The 17,841-nt window shown below is 67.6% G+C and carries 16 protein-coding genes; 10 read left to right on the top strand and 6 right to left on the bottom strand.

What is annotated here, in order from left to right; translation table 11 throughout:
• Window positions 1–55: 55 nt before the first annotated feature.
• Window positions 56–958: a class I SAM-dependent methyltransferase gene (locus DFR50_RS27075; protein WP_113892702.1), complete on the top strand. Its 903-nt coding sequence runs from the start codon at window positions 56–58 to the stop codon at window positions 956–958.
• A gap of 395 nt (window positions 959–1,353) precedes the next feature.
• Here the strand turns inward: DFR50_RS27075 and purF are convergent, their stop codons facing one another.
• From purF to radA, 3 genes are read right to left on the bottom strand one after another with little or no spacing between them, the layout of a single operon-like run.
• Window positions 1,354–2,826, bottom strand: coding sequence for an amidophosphoribosyltransferase (gene purF / locus DFR50_RS27070; protein ID WP_113892701.1), 1,473 nt, complete (start codon window positions 2,824–2,826; stop codon window positions 1,354–1,356).
• Window positions 2,823–3,584: a CvpA family protein gene (locus DFR50_RS27065; RefSeq protein ID WP_342634584.1), complete on the bottom strand. Its 762-nt coding sequence runs from the start codon at window positions 3,582–3,584 to the stop codon at window positions 2,823–2,825. The genes purF and DFR50_RS27065 overlap by 4 nt, the downstream gene beginning before the upstream one ends.
• Before the next feature lie 37 nt (window positions 3,585–3,621).
• Window positions 3,622–5,049, bottom strand: coding sequence for a DNA repair protein RadA (gene radA / locus DFR50_RS27060; protein ID WP_113892700.1), 1,428 nt, complete (start codon window positions 5,047–5,049; stop codon window positions 3,622–3,624).
• 229 nt (window positions 5,050–5,278) lie between these two features.
• Between radA and DFR50_RS27055 the strand changes: the two genes are divergently transcribed.
• The 9 genes from DFR50_RS27055 to ccoS all read left to right on the top strand — a co-directional run bounded on the left by DFR50_RS27055 (window position 5,279) and on the right by ccoS (window position 14,263).
• Entirely contained in the window at window positions 5,279–6,016 is a 738-nt protein-coding gene (locus tag DFR50_RS27055; protein WP_113892699.1) for a helix-turn-helix domain-containing protein, read from the top strand.
• Between the two features lie 370 nt (window positions 6,017–6,386).
• Window positions 6,387–8,036, top strand: a complete 1,650-nt coding sequence (gene ccoN, locus DFR50_RS27050; protein WP_113892698.1) for a cytochrome-c oxidase, cbb3-type subunit I — start codon at window positions 6,387–6,389, stop codon at window positions 8,034–8,036.
• Between the two features lie 12 nt (window positions 8,037–8,048).
• The gene (gene ccoO / locus DFR50_RS27045) at window positions 8,049–8,813 is read left to right on the top strand and encodes a cytochrome-c oxidase, cbb3-type subunit II (RefSeq protein WP_113892697.1); all 765 of its coding nucleotides are present in this window, start codon (window positions 8,049–8,051) and stop codon (window positions 8,811–8,813) included.
• A gap of 16 nt (window positions 8,814–8,829) precedes the next feature.
• The gene (locus DFR50_RS27040) at window positions 8,830–8,985 is read left to right on the top strand and encodes a cbb3-type cytochrome c oxidase subunit 3 (protein WP_113892688.1); all 156 of its coding nucleotides are present in this window, start codon (window positions 8,830–8,832) and stop codon (window positions 8,983–8,985) included.
• Window positions 8,986–8,988: 3 nt separating this feature from the next.
• Window positions 8,989–9,867, top strand: coding sequence for a cytochrome-c oxidase, cbb3-type subunit III (gene ccoP, locus DFR50_RS27035; protein WP_113892685.1), 879 nt, complete (start codon window positions 8,989–8,991; stop codon window positions 9,865–9,867).
• 19 nt (window positions 9,868–9,886) lie between these two features.
• Window positions 9,887–11,335: a cytochrome c oxidase accessory protein CcoG gene (gene ccoG, locus DFR50_RS27030; protein ID WP_245428175.1), complete on the top strand. Its 1,449-nt coding sequence runs from the start codon at window positions 9,887–9,889 to the stop codon at window positions 11,333–11,335.
• Between the two features lie 83 nt (window positions 11,336–11,418).
• Window positions 11,419–11,910, top strand: coding sequence for a FixH family protein (locus DFR50_RS27025; RefSeq protein ID WP_170153413.1), 492 nt, complete (start codon window positions 11,419–11,421; stop codon window positions 11,908–11,910).
• An 8-nt stretch (window positions 11,911–11,918) separates the two neighbouring features.
• Complete coding sequence (locus DFR50_RS27020; RefSeq protein WP_113892681.1) at window positions 11,919–14,108, top strand: heavy metal translocating P-type ATPase; 2,190 nt, start codon at window positions 11,919–11,921, stop codon at window positions 14,106–14,108.
• A complete protein-coding gene (gene ccoS, locus DFR50_RS27015) occupies window positions 14,105–14,263 on the top strand; it encodes a cbb3-type cytochrome oxidase assembly protein CcoS (protein ID WP_113892679.1) in 159 nt (52 codons plus the stop codon). Before DFR50_RS27020 ends, ccoS begins: the two co-directional genes overlap by 4 nt.
• Before the next feature lie 1,139 nt (window positions 14,264–15,402).
• Here the strand turns inward: ccoS and DFR50_RS27005 are convergent.
• The 3 genes from DFR50_RS27005 to DFR50_RS26995 all read right to left on the bottom strand — a co-directional run bounded on the left by DFR50_RS27005 (window position 15,403) and on the right by DFR50_RS26995 (window position 17,568).
• Window positions 15,403–16,383 (bottom strand): zinc-dependent alcohol dehydrogenase family protein, encoded by a 981-nt coding sequence (locus DFR50_RS27005; protein WP_113892675.1) that lies wholly within the window; start codon window positions 16,381–16,383, stop codon window positions 15,403–15,405.
• A 240-nt stretch (window positions 16,384–16,623) separates the two neighbouring features.
• The gene (locus tag DFR50_RS27000; protein ID WP_425376094.1) at window positions 16,624–17,187 is read right to left on the bottom strand and encodes an HdeD family acid-resistance protein; all 564 of its coding nucleotides are present in this window, start codon (window positions 17,185–17,187) and stop codon (window positions 16,624–16,626) included.
• 144 nt (window positions 17,188–17,331) lie between these two features.
• Window positions 17,332–17,568: a hypothetical protein gene (locus tag DFR50_RS26995; RefSeq protein ID WP_113892671.1), complete on the bottom strand. Its 237-nt coding sequence runs from the start codon at window positions 17,566–17,568 to the stop codon at window positions 17,332–17,334.
• Between the last annotated feature and the right edge of the window lie 273 nt (window positions 17,569–17,841).

Genomic DNA, 17,841 nt, shown 5'->3' with positions numbered 1-17,841 from the left:
CAATGACGACTATGTGAAGGTTGACGGTGAATACTTAGTGATAAGACCTAAGAAAATGGCCGCGACGATGGCGTCGCTGCTAAAAGGTTCCGAATCGTTGCGCATACTCGACTTTGGCTCGGGCGCGGGCGTATTCGCCCGCCGAATGGCGGACCTGGGTTTCACAAACGTCGTCGCCTACGATCCGTTCTCACATCCCGTTCGACCCGCGGGTTTGTTCGACCTCGTCACGGCGATCGAGGTCGTCGAGCATACGCCACGCCCGGTCGAGACCTTCTTTGAAATGGCCAGTTTCACGAAGGACACGGGGGCGCTGATCGTCGGACAGACACTCCAGCCGGCGAATATCGGCGAGCTGAAATGTAACTGGTGGTATACTGCGCCGAGAAACGGGCACGTCTCGACCTACAGCATCAAGACTTTTGCCATGATCGGGAAGAAGCTTGGGCTTGACGTTCGAGCGAGGTCGGAAAGTGTGGGCCTGTTCGGCTTTGCGCGTCCCTCACTGCTTCCAAACCTGGCGGAGGTCATGGACCGGCTTGGGCCGCGTTATGCGGTGAACGTGCTCGAGGCCTCTGGCCGGGGAGCAGACCCAGCGAAGTGGCACGGCGTCGAAAAAGGCGACGTCCAGTTTCGCTGGACGGCGGGCGATCGGGTGGCCTGGGACCGCAAGCTGACACAGGGACGGAATCGGATAGAGGTTCCTTTTCTCATGGAAATCATGCCCGGCTACGCGCGACAATGCAGACTGGCTGTGGAGCGCGCAGAGCTGCCGACATCGATCGTCGACGGGCGTCTGGTCGCCGAACTGGATGTCACCGATCCGAGCGGCGCGGTCTCGGTTGAACTCATCATGCCTGCGCCGGTATCGCCCGAGTCGCTCGGTCGCGCTCCGGACAGGCGAAACCTCGGCCTGGCGATTCCGGTTGCGAGCCCGGATATCGACATGCCTCTATGAGAGGTTTCAATCGCGATGGCGTTGTCGCGAGGCCCCCGGCGCGGCCTTGGCCGCGCATGCTCGAGCCGCGCGACCATCATTCCGGCGACGCCCCAGTCCAGCACGTGGGTCGTCGACGCCGGCGGGGCGAAGCCGTCCGTGGCGCCGATGGTCGCGGCAGCGACCAGCTCGGCCATCGGGTGATCGAGATGCGGCTTGCCTTGCGCCGGAGCGACTTGCCGCGTCGCGATATCGGCTGCGGCCGCCATCGGACTCAGCCCTCGGGGACCGACCGACCGGGACTCGATCGTAGGCGCAGCTCTTCGTGGGGATCCGAGCCCGAACGGGGTCGCCCTCTCGGCCGGCGCCTCTTGCTCGGAAGCGTGCGACTCGCGTCCCGAAATCGCGGGACCCGCTCACCCCGCCTCGGCCAGCAGCGGCAGGCGTTGAGCGGAGCGCTCGCCGTCGTGATCGAGGAGCCTCGTCGGGTAGTCGCCGGTGAAGCAGTGATCGGTGAACTGGGGCTGGCGCGGGTCGCGCTGTGCAAAACCCATCGCGCGATAGATCCCCGAGATCGACAGAAACGCCAGGCTGTCGGCGCCCATGAACGTCCGCATCGCCTCGAGGTCCATGCGAGCGGCGAGCAATTTGTCGCGTTCCGGCGTGTCGATGCCGTAGAAGTCGGGATAGGCGATCGGCGGCGAGGAGATGCGGAAGTGGACCTCGCGCGCGCCCGCCTCCCGCATCATCTGGACGATCTTGACGCTGGTGGTGCCGCGCACGATCGAATCGTCGAGCAGCACCACGCGCTTGCCGGCGACCACCGCGCGGTTGGGGCTGTGCTTCATGCGCACGCCGAGCTCGCGGATCGACTGGGTCGGCTGGATGAAGGTCCGTCCGACGTAATGGTTGCGAATGATGCCGAGCTCGAACGGCAGTCCGCACTCGCGTGCGTAGCCGATCGCGGCCGGAACGCCCGAATCCGGCACGGGCACCACGACGTCGGCCTCCGCCGGCGCCTCGCGCGCCAGTTCGGCGCCCATGGCCTTGCGAGAATCGTACACCGAGCGTCCGTGAACGATCGAATCCGGCCGGGCGAAGTAGATGTACTCGAAGATGCACGGCCGCGCCGGCTGGCGGGGCAGCGGAAAGAAACTCTTCACCCCGTCGGCGTCGATCACCACGACCTCGCCGTTCTCGACGTCGCGAATGAACTTCGCGCCGATGATGTCGAGCGCGCAGGTCTCGGACGCGAGAATCGGGCAGCCGTCGAGCTCGCCGAGCACCAGCGGACGGATGCCCAGCGGGTCGCGCGCGCCGATCAGCTTCTTGTTGGTCAGGGCGACGAGCGCATAGGCGCCCTCGATCTCGGCCAGCGCCTCGACGAAACGGTCGACGATCTTCGACCTGCGCGAGCGCGCCGCGAGCAGGAGCACGACCTCGGTATCGGTCGTCGACTGGCAGATGGCGCCGCCGCGAATGAGTTCGCGCCTGAGCGTCAGGCCGTTGGTCAGGTTGCCGTTGTGCGCCACCGCCAGGCCGCCGGCCTCGAGCTCGGCGAACAGCGGCTGCACGTTGCGCAGCGCCGTTTCGCCGGTGGTGGAATAGCGCACATGGCCGACGGCGGCGGAACCGGGCAGGCGGTCGATCACGGAGGCGCTGGAGAAGTGATCCCCGACCAGCCCCTGCCGGCGCTCGGAATGAAAGCGCTGTCCGTCGTAGGCGACGATGCCGGCGGCCTCCTGTCCCCGATGCTGGAGGGCGTGAAGGCCGAGCGCCACGATCGCCGCGGCGTGCGGATGCCCGAAAATGCCGAAAACGCCGCATTCCTCGCGCAAGCGGTCGGCGTCGAGATCGACGTCCCCGGAAAGCGGCGGGGCGGCGGTCACGGCTTCGGCGCGGGCAGCGGACGCCCGTTGATGATCGCGTCGAGCTTCTGCTTGTCGAGCGTCGAGCTGGACGGGGCTGACGACGCCGGCGAGGACTCCGCTTTCTTCTGGACCAGCGGAGGCGGCGCTGTCGGTTCGCTCCCCGTCGGAGCGCTCGTCTCCTCGACCGGTTCGGCCGGGGTGACGGCGCCGCGCGACTTGATCCACGCGTCGACCGTCGTCGCCGCGTCTTCCGGCAGCAGGGCCACGATCTTGTCCGCCGTTTCGGTCAGGATCGGCCGCGTCTTGGCGTTTTTCACCCATTCTGGTTGCTGCTTTTCCGAGACCAGCCAGTTGAAGATCGCGAAGGCGACCACGGCGAGGAGGAAGCCGCGCGCCGCGCCGAACACGAAACCGAGCGTCCGGTCCAGGGCGCCGATCTTGCTGTCCAGGATCGCGTCCGACAGTCTCACCGTGAACAGCGAGACCACGATCAGCGTGGCGAAGAACACGATCGCCGCCGCCGCCGCCTGAGCGATCACATCCTTATGGATATAGGGCGTGAGATAGGGGGTCACAACCGGATAGAAGGAATAGGCGGCGGCCGCGGCCGCCGCCCACGAAGCGATCGCCAGGACCTCTCGGGAGAATCCACGCATCATGGACAGGAGCGCGGACACGAAGACAATCGCGATAACGGCGAGATCGAGATAGGACGGCATCCAAACAACCTTGTCGAAACGCTCGAAGGCACGGGCGGCGTCCGGCGTCCGGAGCATCCTGCGGACCGCCTTATAGCCAAGGCGTCCCGGTTCGTCACCCGTCGGCGGGCGAGTTCCGGCGCGGTCGCGGCGCCGGCCCGGTTTCGACGGCCGCGGCGGCGATCAGGGCGACCAGGGACGCGACCGAGCCGATCGGAGTGGTCCCGGCCTGGACCGCGTCGCTCTCGACGCGCGCCGCGGGCGGCGCAAAAGCCTTGGCGAAGCCAAGCTTCGCCGCCTCCTTGAGGCGCAGGCCGGCGTGAGCGACCGGGCGGACCGAGCCGGACAGAGCGATCTCGCCGAAATAGACCGCGTCATGGGGCAGGGTCGCGCCGGTCAACGAGGAGACGAGCGCGGCCGCCGCGGCGAGGTCGGCCGCGGGCTCCGCCACCCTCAAGCCGCCGGCGACGTTGAGGTAGACGTCGTACTGGCCGAGCTTGAGGCCTGCGTGCGATTCGAGCACGGCGAGCACCATGGCGAGCCGGTTCGGCTCCCAGCCGACGACCGCGCGGCGGGGCGTCCCGAGCGAGGTCGGAGCGACGAGCGCCTGGATTTCGACCAGCAGGGGTCGCGCCCCTTCGACGCCGGCGAACACCGAGGCGCCCGGCGCCGCGGCGCCGTCCCGACCGGCCAGGAACAACGCCGAGGGGTTCGCCACCTCGGCGAGTCCGGCGCCGGTCATCTCGAACACGCCGACCTCGTCGGTCGCGCCGAACCGGTTCTTGGCCGCCCGGAGCAGCCGGAAGGCGTGCGCCCCGTCCCCCTCGAAGGAGAAGACGGCGTCCACCATGTGCTCGACCACCCTCGGGCCGGCGATCTGACCGTCCTTCGTCACGTGTCCAACGAGCAGGAGCGCCGCGCCGCTCGCCTTTGCGAACCGGATCAGGGACTGGGCCGAACCACGCACCTGGCTCACGGTGCCGGGGGAGGATTCGATCGCATCGCTCCACATGGTCTGGATGGAATCGATCACCACGAATTTCGGAGGGTCGCCCGAAGCGAGGGTGGCGACGATGTCCTCGACGAGCGTCTGGGCGGCGAGCTGGACCGGCGCGTCCGCGAGTCCGAGGCGGCTCGCGCGGAGGCGCACCTGCGCGGTCGATTCCTCGCCCGAGACGTAGACCACCCGCTCGCCGGCCCGCGCGACCGCGGCGCAGGCCTGGATCAGAAGGGTCGACTTGCCAATCCCGGGCTCGCCGCCGATCAGGGTCGCCGAGCCCGGAACGAAACCGCCGCCGGCCACCCGGTCGAGCTCGCCGATCCCGGTGACGACGCGCGGCTCCGGCTTCGAGTCGCCGGACAGGTCCTCGAGCGGGAAGGCGCGTCCGGCCGCGCCGCGCCGCGCCGGGGCGGCTGCGACGCCGAGCGCCGCCGCTTCCTCGATGATCGTGTTCCACTCGCCGCACGATTCGCATTTTCCTTGCCATCGTTGCGTGATCGCGCCGCAGTTCTGGCACACGTAAGAAGAGCGCAGCCTGGCCATCGTCCGGAAGTGACAGTTCCGAACGGCCCTGTCGAGGCGAATGCGCGCGCCCGGCGCCTCGTTTCGGCCGGGAGTTCCGGCGAAACGGCGCGCCGTGCTCCGGCTGCGGCAAATGGTCCCGTTCCTAATGCCCGCTCGCCGCCCATATAGTCCAACGGCGCGGGGCTGAAAGCCGCCGCGGAGCGGGTGACCCGACGCTCCTCGACGGTGATGGGGAACGGACGGTCTGATGGCTTACGCGTTCAACCACAATGCGGAAGACGCGCCGAGGTTCGGCGAGTTGTTCGCCGAGAACTTTCCTCATTTCGACGGCCTGATCGTGCCCTTCGAGGCCGGACAGGAGGTCGTCGGCGAAGGCGACCCGACCGTCAGCTATTTCCTGGTCATGCGCGGGATGTTCCGCGCGGTGAAGTTCACCCGCGACGGCCGCCGTCAGGTGTTCGCCTTCTACATGCCGGGCGACATCTGCGGCCTCGAGCCGGACGCCGCCCACAAGCTGACGATCGAGGCCGTGGACGCCGCCGCGATGGCGGTCCTGCCCCGCCACGCCTGCCGCATCCGCATGATCGACGACATTCGCCTCAACGCCGCGCTGTTCGACGGCGCGACGCGGGCGCTCACGCTCTCGATCGATCACATGATGATGATCGGACGCAGCTCGGCGGAAGAGCGGCTGGCATGGTTCCTGATCATGCTGTCGGCGCGCTCCGCCGGCCCGGAGGCCAACGTGCTCGACCTCGCCATGCAGAGGCAGGACATCGCCGACTATCTCGGGCTCACGATCGAAACCGTGAGCCGGACCTTCACGCTGTTCCGTGACCGCGGCTTCCTCAAGCTGCCGCGCAAGCGACGCGTTGAGATCGTGCGCCCGGACGCGCTCGCGCGGCTCGCCGCCGCGGATCGGGACGCGAGGGCGCCGCAGGGGCAGCCGCCCGAAACAGCGACTTTCGCCGCGGCGATCGCCTGATCCGTCGGGCCGGATCGCGTCTCTGCCCGATCGCATCCCCGCGGCGAAGCAAGAACGGATGCGCGCGGCGCCCGCTCGGATGCGACAGATGGTCACATTTTGGCGCCGGAACCCGCGGAGCGCGCCGAATCCGGGCGTCTTCCCGGGCGCGCCGAGCATCCCAGCAAAATCGTGGCGGGAATGCGACATAGGAATGGGTGGACGGCGGCCGTGTGGGCATGCATTAGAAAATCATCGCGTAGTCCGGCCGCCCGTTGGCGACCTGTCGGAAGGCCGTGATTCTACTCGATGTTCGCGGGTCCTGGGCGGCTGCACAGACAGCGGTCGGTCATTAGCCGGGGAACACGCCCACTTGTGTTGGGGATGAGGAATGGCAACTGTATCTCAACCAAAGTCGCTATGGAGCGGCGAAATCGGGCTGATCGCGGTTCTCGCGATTCTCGCCCTGCTTTGCATTTATATTGCGGCCAATACGATCGAGGGGGCCTACGGCTTCCACATGGCCCTCGGCGCGATCTGCGCGGCAGCCGGCATCTATGCAATCTGGAAGCGCTACGAGGCGCGACCCGCGGCGCGTCCGCCGCTCGAGATCAACGGACTGCCGAACTACAACTTCGGCGTCGTAAAGTTCCTCACGATCATGGCCCTGTTCTGGGGCCTGGCGGGCATGGCGGTCGGCGTCTACATCGCCTCGGAACTCGCCTTCCCCGACCTCAACATCGCCCCCTGGTTCAACTTCGGCCGCCTGCGGCCGCTGCACACCTCGGCGGTGATCTTCGCTTTCGGCGGCAACGTGCTGCTCGCGACGTCGTTCTACGTCGTCCAGCGCACCTGCCGCGCCCGGCTCGCCGGCGACCTCGCGCCCTGGTTCGTGGCGCTCGGCTACAACTTCTTCATCCTGATCGCCGGCACGGGCTATCTGCTCGGCATCACCGAAAGCAAGGAATACGCTGAACCGGAATGGTACGCCGACCTTTGGCTCACCATCGTTTGGGTCACTTACCTGCTGGTGTTCCTCGGCACCATCTTCCGCCGCAAGGAGCCCCATATCTTTGTGGCGAACTGGTTCTATCTCGCCTTCATCCTGACGATCGCGATGCTGCATCTCGGCAACAATGCGGCGGTTCCGATCTCGCTGTTCTCGGCGAAGTCGGTCATCGTGTGGAGCGGCGTGCAGGACGCGATGTTCCAGTGGTGGTACGGCCACAACGCGGTCGGCTTCTTCCTGACCGCCGGCTTCCTGGCCATCATGTACTATTTCGTGCCGAAGCGGGCGGAGCGGCCGATCTACTCCTACAGGCTGTCGATCATCCACTTCTGGGCGCTGATCTTCCTCTACATCTGGGCCGGACCGCACCATCTGCACTACACCGCGCTGCCGGACTGGACGCAGACGCTGGGCATGACCTTCTCGATCATGCTGTGGATGCCCTCGTGGGGCGGCATGATCAACGGCCTGCTGACGCTCTCGGGCGCCTGGGACAAGCTGCGCACCGACCCCGTCCTGCGCATGCTGGTGGTGTCGGTCGCCTTCTACGGCATGTCGACCTTCGAAGGCCCGGCGATGTCGATCAAGACGGTGAACTCGTTGTCGCACTATACCGACTGGACCGTCGGCCACGTGCACTCGGGCGCGCTCGGCTGGGTCGCCTTCGTCTCGTTCGGCGCCCTCTACTGCCTGGTCCCCTGGCTGTGGAACAAGCGCGAGCTGTACTCGCTCAAGCTGGTCAACTGGCACTTCTGGATCGCGACCCTCGGCATCGTTCTCTACATCACCTCGATGTGGGTGTCGGGCATTCTGCAGGGCCTGATGTGGCGCAGCTACACCTCGCTCGGCTATCTGGAATATTCGTTCATCGAGACAGTCGCGGCGATGCATCCCTTCTACGTGATCCGCGCGATCGGCGGCGGCCTGTTCCTGATCGCCTACTGCCTGATGCTGTACAACGTCTACATGACGATTACCGCGTCCGAGGCGGCGGCGCCGGCGGCTCAGCCTTCCCTCCAGCCCGCCGAATGAGGACCTGAAACCATGAGCAGCTCATCGCAGACGCAGCATGGCGGCGGGTTCTTCGCCAAGCATCACATCCTCGAGAAGAACCCGATTCTCCTCGTCCTCGGCATTCTCATCATGGTCGCCATCGGCGGCCTGGTCGAGATCGTCCCGCTCTTCTACCTGAAGAGCACCATCGAAACCGTGCAGGGCATGCGGCCCTACACGCCTCTCGAACTCGCCGGCCGCAACATCTACCTGCGCGAAGGCTGCTACCTGTGCCACAGCCAGATGATCCGCTCGCTCCGCGACGAGGTCGAGCGTTACGGCCACTTCTCCCTCGCGGCCGAGAGCATGTACGATCATCCGTTCCAGTGGGGGTCGAAGCGTAACGGTCCGGACATCGCCCGGGTCGGCGGCAAGTACACCGACTCCTGGCACGTCGCGCATCTGATGAACCCGCGCTCGGTGGTGCCGCAGTCGATCATGCCGAGCTACCGCTTCCTGTTCGACACGCCGCTCGACACGCGCGAGATCGCCGCCAACGTCACGACCAATCGCGAGGTCGGCGTGCCGTACACGGACGAGCAGGTGGCCAACATCATGGCGGATCTCAAGGCCCAGGTGAACCCGGATTCCCCCGAGGCGGCGGCGCTGCTCAAGCGCTATCCCAAGGCGGTCGTGCGCAAGTTCTATCCGGGATCGCCCGAGATCACCGAGGGCGACGCCCTGATCGCCTACCTGCAGATGCTGGGGACGCTCGTCGACTTCAGTCAGTTCGACGACAAGGCAAACCTGCGCTGAACCCGGGGAGGTTGAAATGTCATTGACCTACGATTGGCTCTCGCAGTTCGCGGAATCCGCCGGCGTCGTCTACCTTTTCTTGTTTTTCCTTGCGACGCTCGTTTATGCGCTCTGGCCCAAGAACGGCGTGCGGTTCCATGAGGCGGCCCGCATGCCGCTGCGGGAGGACTGAGTTATGAGCACAGACCCGGTTCAAGTCGACAAAGTCTCCGGCCAGACCACCACCGGTCACGAGTGGGACGGCATTCGTGAGCTGAACACGCCGCTGCCGCGCTGGTGGCTGTGGATCTTCTACGCCAGCATCGCTTTCGCGTTCGGCTACTGGATCTTCTACCCTTCCTGGCCGCTGGCGAGCAATTTCGTCCCCGGCGTCCTCGGTCACACCAACCGCGCCGCGGTGCTGGCGGACGTCGCCTTCAGCAACCAGGTGCGCAAGGAGATGACGGCCGACCTCCAGAAGGCCACGCTCCAGCAGATCGCCGACTCGCCCAAGATGCTCGAGCTCGCGCTCGCGCAGGGCAAGGCGGCCTTCGGCGACAACTGCTCGCCGTGCCACGGATCGGGCGGCCAGGGACAGAAGGGCTATCCCAACCTGACCGCCGGACGCTGGCTGTGGGGCGGGACGCTGGACCAGATCCAGACCACCATCACCCACGGCATTCGCGCGCCGAACGATGTCGACACCCGCTCCAGCATGATGCCCGCCTTCGGCAAGGACGGCATCCTGACCGCCGCGCAGATCCAGCAGGTCGCCAACTACGTGCGCGCCCTCGACGGTCTCGAGCCGGAACAGGGCGTCGACCTTGCGGCCGGCAAGCAGATCTTCGCCGACAACTGCGCCGCTTGCCACGGCGACGACGGAAAGGGTAACATCGATATGGGCTCCGCCAACCTGACCACCAAGGTCTGGTTGTACGGCAACGATATCAACGACCTCATCACCACCATCACCTACGCCCGCAACTCGACGATGCCGGCATGGGGGCAGCGACTCGATCCGGAGACGATCAAGTCGCTGGCCGTCTACGTCCACAGCTTGGGCGGCGGAAAGTAGTCCAGAAGGAACGAGCTTAGTGTCTATTAGCGCCGAGGAGATCTACGACGACGGTCCATTGTACGAAGCGGCAAAGAAGGTCTACCCGCAGAAAATAACGGGAACCTACCGACGCTTGAAATGGATCGTGTTGTGGATCGCCCTCGGCGTCTACTACGTCCTGCCGTTCATCCGTTGGAGCCGAGGGCCGAACCTGCCCGATCAGGCGGTCCTCGCCGACATCGCGCATTCGCGCTTCTATTTCTTTTTTATCCAGATCTGGCCGCAGGAAGTCTATTACTTCACCGGTCTGCTAATTATCGCCGCGCTGGCCCTGTTCCTGTCGAACGCGCTGTTCGGGCGTGTGTGGTGCGGCTACGCCTGCCCGCAAACGGTGTGGACCGACCTGTTCTTCTGGGTCGAGCGTCAGATCGAGGGCGACCGGCGCGCGCGCATGTTGCTCGACGAACAGCCCTGGACCGCCGGCAAGATCATCAAGCGGGCGGCCAAGCACGCGATCTGGATCCTGATCGCGCTCGCGACAGGCGGCGCGGCGATGCTGTATTTCGTCGATGCGCCGACGTTGGTCAGGGACTTCTTCACCCTCCGGGCGCCCGCCCTCGCCTACATTTGGGCCGGCATCCTGACCTTCACCACCTATTCGCTCGCCGGCTTCATGCGCGAGCAGGTCTGCGTCTATATGTGTCCGTGGCCGCGCATCCAGGCGGCGCTCACCGACAACGACGCGCTCAACGTCACCTACCGCGTCGACCGCGGCGAACCGCGGATGTCGGTCAAGGAAGCGGCGCGGGCGCAGGCGAAACACGAGCCCGCCGGCGAATGCGTCGACTGTCTGCAATGCATCGCCGTCTGCCCGACCGGCGTCGACATCCGCAAGGGTCCGCAACTCGGCTGCATCAATTGCGGCCTGTGCATCGACGCCTGCGACACGGTGATGACCAAGATCAAGCGTCCGACGCGGCTGATCGCCTACGACAACGACGAGAACCGCGAACGGCGCAAGCGCGGCGAGAAGGAAGTCTATCACCTCGTCCGTCCCCGCACGATCATGTACGCTGCGCTGATCGCCCTGGTCGCCGGCATCATGCTCTATGTGCTCACCACCCGAGCGAACTCGCACCTCAGCGTCTTGCACCTGCGCGCGCCGCTGTTCACCCAGACCGCCGAGGGCGGCGTCCGCAACGGCTACACGCTGCGCTTCTCCAACAAGCTCAGCGATCCGGCGGACTTCACCCTCGAGGTCAGCGGCATGCCGGGCGTCGCCCTGAGCAGCGTCGTCGCCAAGCCGCTTTCCGACGGCCGTCTCGGCGTCCGCCTCGACCCGGACTCGACGCTCGAGGTGCCGGTCTACGTGACGACCGCGCCGGACGTGAATTTGACCGCGTCCTCGACTCCGATCACCTTCATCGCCGTCGACGCGAAGACGGGCGAGCGCAACGTCGTGGTCGACCATTTCTTCGGGCCATGACGGCCGGAGGAGAGCGCACAGGAGCTTCAAAGGGCGCGGGGGGCGGGCGCTTGGCGGCGCCATCGCAAGGAGAGAGACATCTCGTGTCTGGACAACTGACGGGACGCCACGTCCTCGCGTGGCTCGGCGGCTTCTTCCTGGTCATGTTCGCCGCCAACGGCGCGCTGATCTACTTCGCCCTGCACACGCTGCACGGCGAGGCGCTGGAAAATTCCTACGACGCCAGCCAGGCGTTCAACAGGCTGATCGCCGAAGCGCGGGCGCAGGACGACAGGGGCTGGAAGGCTGACGTGTTGACCCGCGCCGAAGGCGCCGGCGAGCGGGTGATGGTGGAGTTTCACGACCGGGATGGCGCGCCCATCGCCGATCTGGCCGTGACCGCGCGGTTCCAGCACCCGTTCGACGCGGCGCTCGATCGCACCACAACGCTCGTCTCCGACGGCGGCGGTTACGAGGGGGTGGCGACACCGATCGGGCGCGGGCGCTGGACGCTGGTGATCGAGGCGAGCCGCGGCGCGGAGCGCGTGTTCCGCAGCCAGAACAAGATGACGGTCACGGAAACCGTCGCGGATTAGGGCGCTCCATGACGGAAGCGCAGGACCTTTCCCTCTTCATTCGCCATCCCGCCGAGGGCGTCGCCGCGATGGACCTCGTGGTGAACGGCGTCTACTGCGGCGCCTGCATCGTCGCGATCGAGAAGGGTCTCGGCCGGCAGGCCGGCGTGCGCGGCGCCCGCGTCAATCTCGCCAACAAGCGCGTCACCGTCGAATGGGACGAGGGCGCGCTTGAGCCGCCCGTCATCCTGGAGCGGCTGGAAGCGCTCGGATACGCCGCCTTTCCCTTCACCGCCGACGCCGCCGACAGCGCCGAGCGCCTCGAGGAGAAGCGCCTTCTGCGCTGTCTCGGCGTCGCCGCGTTCGGCGCGATGAACGTGATGCTGCTGTCGGTCTCGCTCTGGGCGGGCGCCGAGAACGATCCCAACGCCGCCACCCGCGACCTGTTCCACTGGCTGAGCGCCCTGGTCGCGCTGCCCTGCGCCGCCTATGCCGGCATGCCGTTCTTCGACAGCGCCGCGCGATCAATCCGCGCCGGAGCGCTCAACATGGACGTGCCGATCTCGCTCGGCGTGATCCTCGCGCTCGCGATGTCGATGCTGCAGACGGTGACCCACCAGCACGGCTCCTACTTCGAAGGCGCCGTCATGCTGCTGATGTTCCTGCTCGCGGGCCGGCTGCTCGACCAGCGCATGCGCCGGCGCACCCGCGACTTCGCCATCAACCTCGGCGCGATGCGCGCCGACCGGGCCCTGAAGCTCGGCGACGACGGCGAGGCGCGCGAGACGCCGATCGCCGCGATCCGGCCCGGCGACCTCGTGCTCGCCCGGCCCGGCGAACGCATCGCCGTCGACGGGGCGGTCGAGGACGGGCGCTCCGAGGTCGACCAGAGCCTGGTGACGGGGGAAACCGCGCCCCTCACGGTCGCGCCCGGGGCGCGGGTCTACGCCGGCACGCTGAACCTCACCGGCGCCCTGCGCATCCGGGTCGAGACCGCCGGCAGCGGCACGTTCCTCGACGAGGTCAACGGGCTCCTCGCCGGCGCGGTCGAGCAGCGTTCGTCCTACGTCCGCCTCGCCGACCGCGCCGCGCGCCTCTACGTGCCGGTGGTGCATGTCGCGGCGCTCGCGACCTTCGCCGCCTGGCTCCTGCTCGGCGCGGGCTGGCAGCCGGCGCTGACGATCGCGATCACGGTGCTGATCATCACCTGCCCCTGCGCCCTCGGCCTCGCGGTCCCGGCCGTCCAGGTGGTCGCGGCCGGGGCGCTGTTCCGGCGCGGGCTGATCCTGCATTCGGGCGAAGCGCTGGAGCGCCTCGCCGACGTCGATTGCGTCGTGTTCGACAAGACCGGCACGCTGACCGAGCCAAGGCCCGTCCTCGCCAATGCGGCCGACATCGCGCCGGCCGACCTCGCGCTTGCCGGCCGCCTCGCGCTCGCGAGCCGCCACCCGCTCGCCCGCGCCATCGCCGAGGCGGCGGGCGCGCGCGCGCCGGTCGCGGCCGAGGAGTTCCCGGGGGAGGGCGTGCAGGCCCTCGATCCCGCGGCGCCCGCCCGGCTCGGCTCGGTGGCGTGGATCGCCGCGGAGCGCGAGGCCGCCCCGGTCGCCGCCCGCTGGCCCGACGCCTCGCTGATCGCGCTCGGGCTTCCCGGGCGAGCGGTCGTCTTCGCCGTCCGGCAGGCGCTGCGCTCCGACGCGGCCGAGGTCGTCGCGGCGCTCCGGCGCGGCGGCCGCGAGATCGAGATTCTGTCGGGCGACCGCGAGCCCGCGGTGGCGCTGGCGGCGCGCGAGCTCGGCGTCGCGCGCTACCGGGCCGGGCTCAAGCCCGCTGACAAGATCGCCCGGCTGCGGGCGCTGAAGGACGCCGGGCGGCGCACGCTGATGGTCGGCGACGGCCTCAACGACGCGCCGGCGCTCGCCGCCGCCCACGTGTCGATCTCGCCGATCTCGGCCGCCCACGTCGCCCAGGCCCAGGCCGACGCGCTGTTCCTCGGCGAGCGGCTCGCCCCGGTCGCCGACGCGCTGCGCATTGCCGCGCGGGCGCGCCGCCTGATGGTGCAGAACCTGTGGATTTCCGCGATCTACAATGTGATCGCGGTGCCGCTGGCCGTGCTCGGCTTCGTCACGCCGCTGATCGCGGCGCTGGCGATGTCGGGCTCCTCGGTGGTGGTGACCCTGAACGCGCTCAGAGCGCGCGACGCCGGAAGGCGGACCCCATGAACGTTCTCGTCTATCTCGTCCCGCTCGCGCTCGCGCTCGGCCTCCTCGGCCTCGCCGCCTTCCTGTGGGCGCTGAAGACCGGCCAGTTCGACGACCTCGACGGCGCCGGCTGGCGGGCGATCAGCGACGACGACCTGCCGGAGGACCGAGGGTAGCCTTGCCGACTGGCGCCGGTGCTCCGGCGGCGTGGTCTCGTCGCCGACCCGGCGGCTGTTCCGGCTGGCGGCGGCCTGCAAGTCTGGCAGGCGACGCATCCTTTCAGGGACTTGGGCGCCCAAACCTGTCACTTTGTAACTCCCAAGGTGGGGTCCATGCACTTCGTCATCGCGAGGAGCCCGAAGGGCGACGCGGCGATCCAGGAGCCGTCTACGCTGCCGGTTGCCGGAGCGCCGGACTTCCCTGGCGGCAGGCGTCGGCGTCCCGGACTCCTGGATCGCCACGTCGCTTCGCTCCTCGCGATGACGGCTTTGAAGCGAGCCCCCGCCTTGGGAGTTACGTCACTTTTTCGACTCCTCAGCCGCGGCGAGGCGGCAGGCAATGGGCTATCCCTCTCCCTCCGCGAGAGGACAGGCCGCGAGGCGGCCAGGTGAGGGTGCTCCACGCCGATCACCGGCTTTGCCGGGCGGGCGGGTGAAACGGGTTCGATGTCATACGTTTGATTCGAGAATACCGGAAACGGTGCCGTGATGTCAAGCCAGAGCTTCTATTTTTAGGAAATTACGGACGCGGACTGGCCGGGGTCTACCGGGTGGTCGGACACCCACCTAGTCCCGCCCCCGAAGTGGGCGCGCCGGCGCAGCGGGCATCGATCAAGACGATTGCGCGGAGGACGACGACGGCACGCAGCCCGCGGCGGGCATCGGCCCGGCATGGCCTTTCTCCGCAGAAGCGCCGGCGACGATGGCGCTCGGGTTCTTGCCCCTTGCGGCCGTTTAGAGCGCTGCGACGGCGGGGCGGTTATGCACTTGAATTAACAGAACGAAAACGATAGTATATTGGAGCAGCCCGATGACCAGCCTTTCCGAACGCCGCTTCTGCGACGAAGACGCAGCACGTGAGCATATCGAAGCCTCGCGTTACGATTCTGCGTTATATCAGTACTATATTTTCAAGCCGTTCGTGATCATACGCGGCGTAACTTCGATCTCATGCACCGGCGCGCCAGCCGAGGCGGGGGCCTCGACAGTGTCTAATTTGCGCTCGCGATCTGGGTAAATTAAATAGTTGCCGACGGCGGGGCGGAGAGCCGGAAAGCCGGACGCAGGGGAGGGAACGCGGCCGGTGGCCGCGTCCCTCACGGCACGAGGACCGCGGCGCCCTCGAGCCTCCCCGCCCGCAGGTCGTCGAGCGCCTCGTTGGCTTTGTCGAGCGGGTAGGGCGTGGTGGTCGTGCGCACCGGCACGCGCGGCGCGAGCGCCAGAAATTCCTCGCCGTCGGCGCGGGTGAGATTGGCCACCGAGACGACGCTGCGCTCCTCCCACAGCAGGGCATAGGGGAAGGACGGGACGTCGCTCATGTGGATGCCGCCGCACACCACCCGCCCGCCCTTGCGGACGCGCGCCAGCGCCGCCGGCACGAGGGCGCCGACGGGCGCGAACAGGATCGCCGCGTCGAGCGGGGCGGGCGGCGTCTCGTCCGAGCCGCCGGCCCAATCCGCCCCCATCGACCGGGCGAAGGCCTGGGCGCGCGCGTCTCCGGCCCGGGTGAAGGCGAACACCCGCCGGCCCTGCCAGCGGCAGACCTGGGCGATGATGTGGGCCGCGGCGCCGAAGCCGTAGAGGCCGACGGTTTCGGCCTCGCCCGCCGCTTTCAGCGACCGCCAGCCGATCAGGCCGGCGCACAGCAGCGGCGCGGTCGCGACCGGATCGAGGTCCTCAGCCAACGGAAAGGCGAAGCCTGCGTCGGCGACCGTGTGGCTGGCGAAGCCGCCGTCGCGGGTGAAGCCGGTGAACAGCGGCGCGTCGCACAGGTTCTCGCGCGCGCTCCGGCAATAGCGGCAGCAGCCGCAGGTATGGGCGAGCCAAGGCACGCCGACACGCGCGCCGAGCGGCAGCGCGACGCCGGGCCCGGCCGCCTCGACCCGGCCGACGATCTCGTGGCCGGGAACGATCGGCAGTCGGGGGTCGGGCAGCTCGCCGTCGACGACGTGGAGGTCGGTGCGGCAGACTCCGCACGCCTCGACCCGGATGCGAACCTGCCCGGGTCCCGGCGCCGGTTCGGGCCGCTCCTCAAGCGCGAGCCGCTCGCCAGCCCGCCGCAACACCATCGCGCGCATCGTCAGCGACCTTAGCGCAACAGGACATCGGGGTGAAGCCGCCATCTCGCGCGGACGGTTTGCGCCGTCCCCGCCGTCGGTCTCGAGCGGCGCCCATTCCCGCCGCCCGCGCCCGCTTTCGCCGTCGCCCGGGCTCGCAACCGGATCCGAAAACCCGCGGTCGGGGAGACGCGCGCAAGTGCGGAGAACCGCCCTCCTGCTGGCGACCTTGGGTCGGCAGGCGGGAGGGCGGGCGTTGCGTCAGGCCGCGGCGCTCCTCAGGCCGAGGCCGAGGCCGATCCAGCCCGCCCCGGCGAACACGAGGTCGACGCCGAGAAAGATCCCAAGCGTATAGATCGCCGAATTCGGCCAGTGAGCGAGGATGATCACGCCCAGAAGCAGCGTGATGAGGGCCGACACGGCGACCAGCATCCAGTGCGAGCCGTGTTTCATGTTGAACGCGAGGTAGAGGCGCACCAGCCCGGAGGCGGCCAGCGCCGCCCCGAGGAGCAGCGTCAGCCAGACCGCGGTCAGGAACGGACTGTCGATGAAAACAAATCCCGCGATGACGTAGAGGACGCCGAGAATCAGCAAGAACGCGAAGCGGCCCCACGTCTTCACCTGAAAGGCATGAATCATCTGGAAGACGCCGGCGACGATCACCATGACGCCGACGATGAAAACGGTGGCGGCGGTGGCTTCGACGACGCTGCCGAGGGCGATGAACCCGGCGATCAGGTAGACGACGCCGAGCGCGACAATCCAGCCCCATTTGTCGCGCAACGGCGCAATCGAGGTCGCTGCGCCTGCTCCCGGTGAAAACATGCTTGTCATTTCGCTCCCCCTGTGAAAGCCGTTGCTGAGAATCCGTCCAGCGTTATGATCCATATCAGGCGAACGTGTCGGGCGGCGCGCCGCGTCCAGGAGACGCCGCTCGCTGTCGTCGCGCTTTGGAACGGCGTCAGGCCGTCAACGCGCCCAGTCTCGCAAACGATTGATCAGCACGTAAGAGGCTGCGTCCTTCGACTCGGCGATGTATTCGCGGGCCGCGTGCGCAAGCTTTTCGACGAGAGCCTTCTTGTAGCCTTTTTGAGCGGGGTCGAGCGGAATCGTGGTCACAACCACCAAGACGCGCTGCTCGTTGTCGTTGGCGCCTTGCGCGGTCCAGACCTTTGCCGCCCTGGCGAGCGGATGCGCGAATGCCATAGGATATCCCGTGCGCGGCGACCTCTCTACGCAGGAACATCGCGCCGCGCAGCGATTGCCCCACTCGCGGCGCAACTCACGCCGCCCCCCGACGATTTGCAAATCTGGTCCCTTTTATTGCCCGATTGCGGCGCCGGGACAAGGGCGGGCGATCCGGAAACCGCGGAAATCTTTCGGATCGAGCCTCCTCGCGAACGCCGACGCTTGTCCACGCGCCCGATCCCGGCCGCTTGCCGCTCGATCGACGATCCGCCGTTCGTTCGCAATCGTCCG

It is taken from the genome of Roseiarcus fermentans (assembly GCF_003315135.1).
Classification (GTDB): domain Bacteria; phylum Pseudomonadota; class Alphaproteobacteria; order Rhizobiales; family Beijerinckiaceae; genus Roseiarcus; species Roseiarcus fermentans.
The sequence above is the reverse complement of the archived record's forward strand: the minus strand, read 5'-3'. Positions and strand labels throughout refer to the sequence as shown.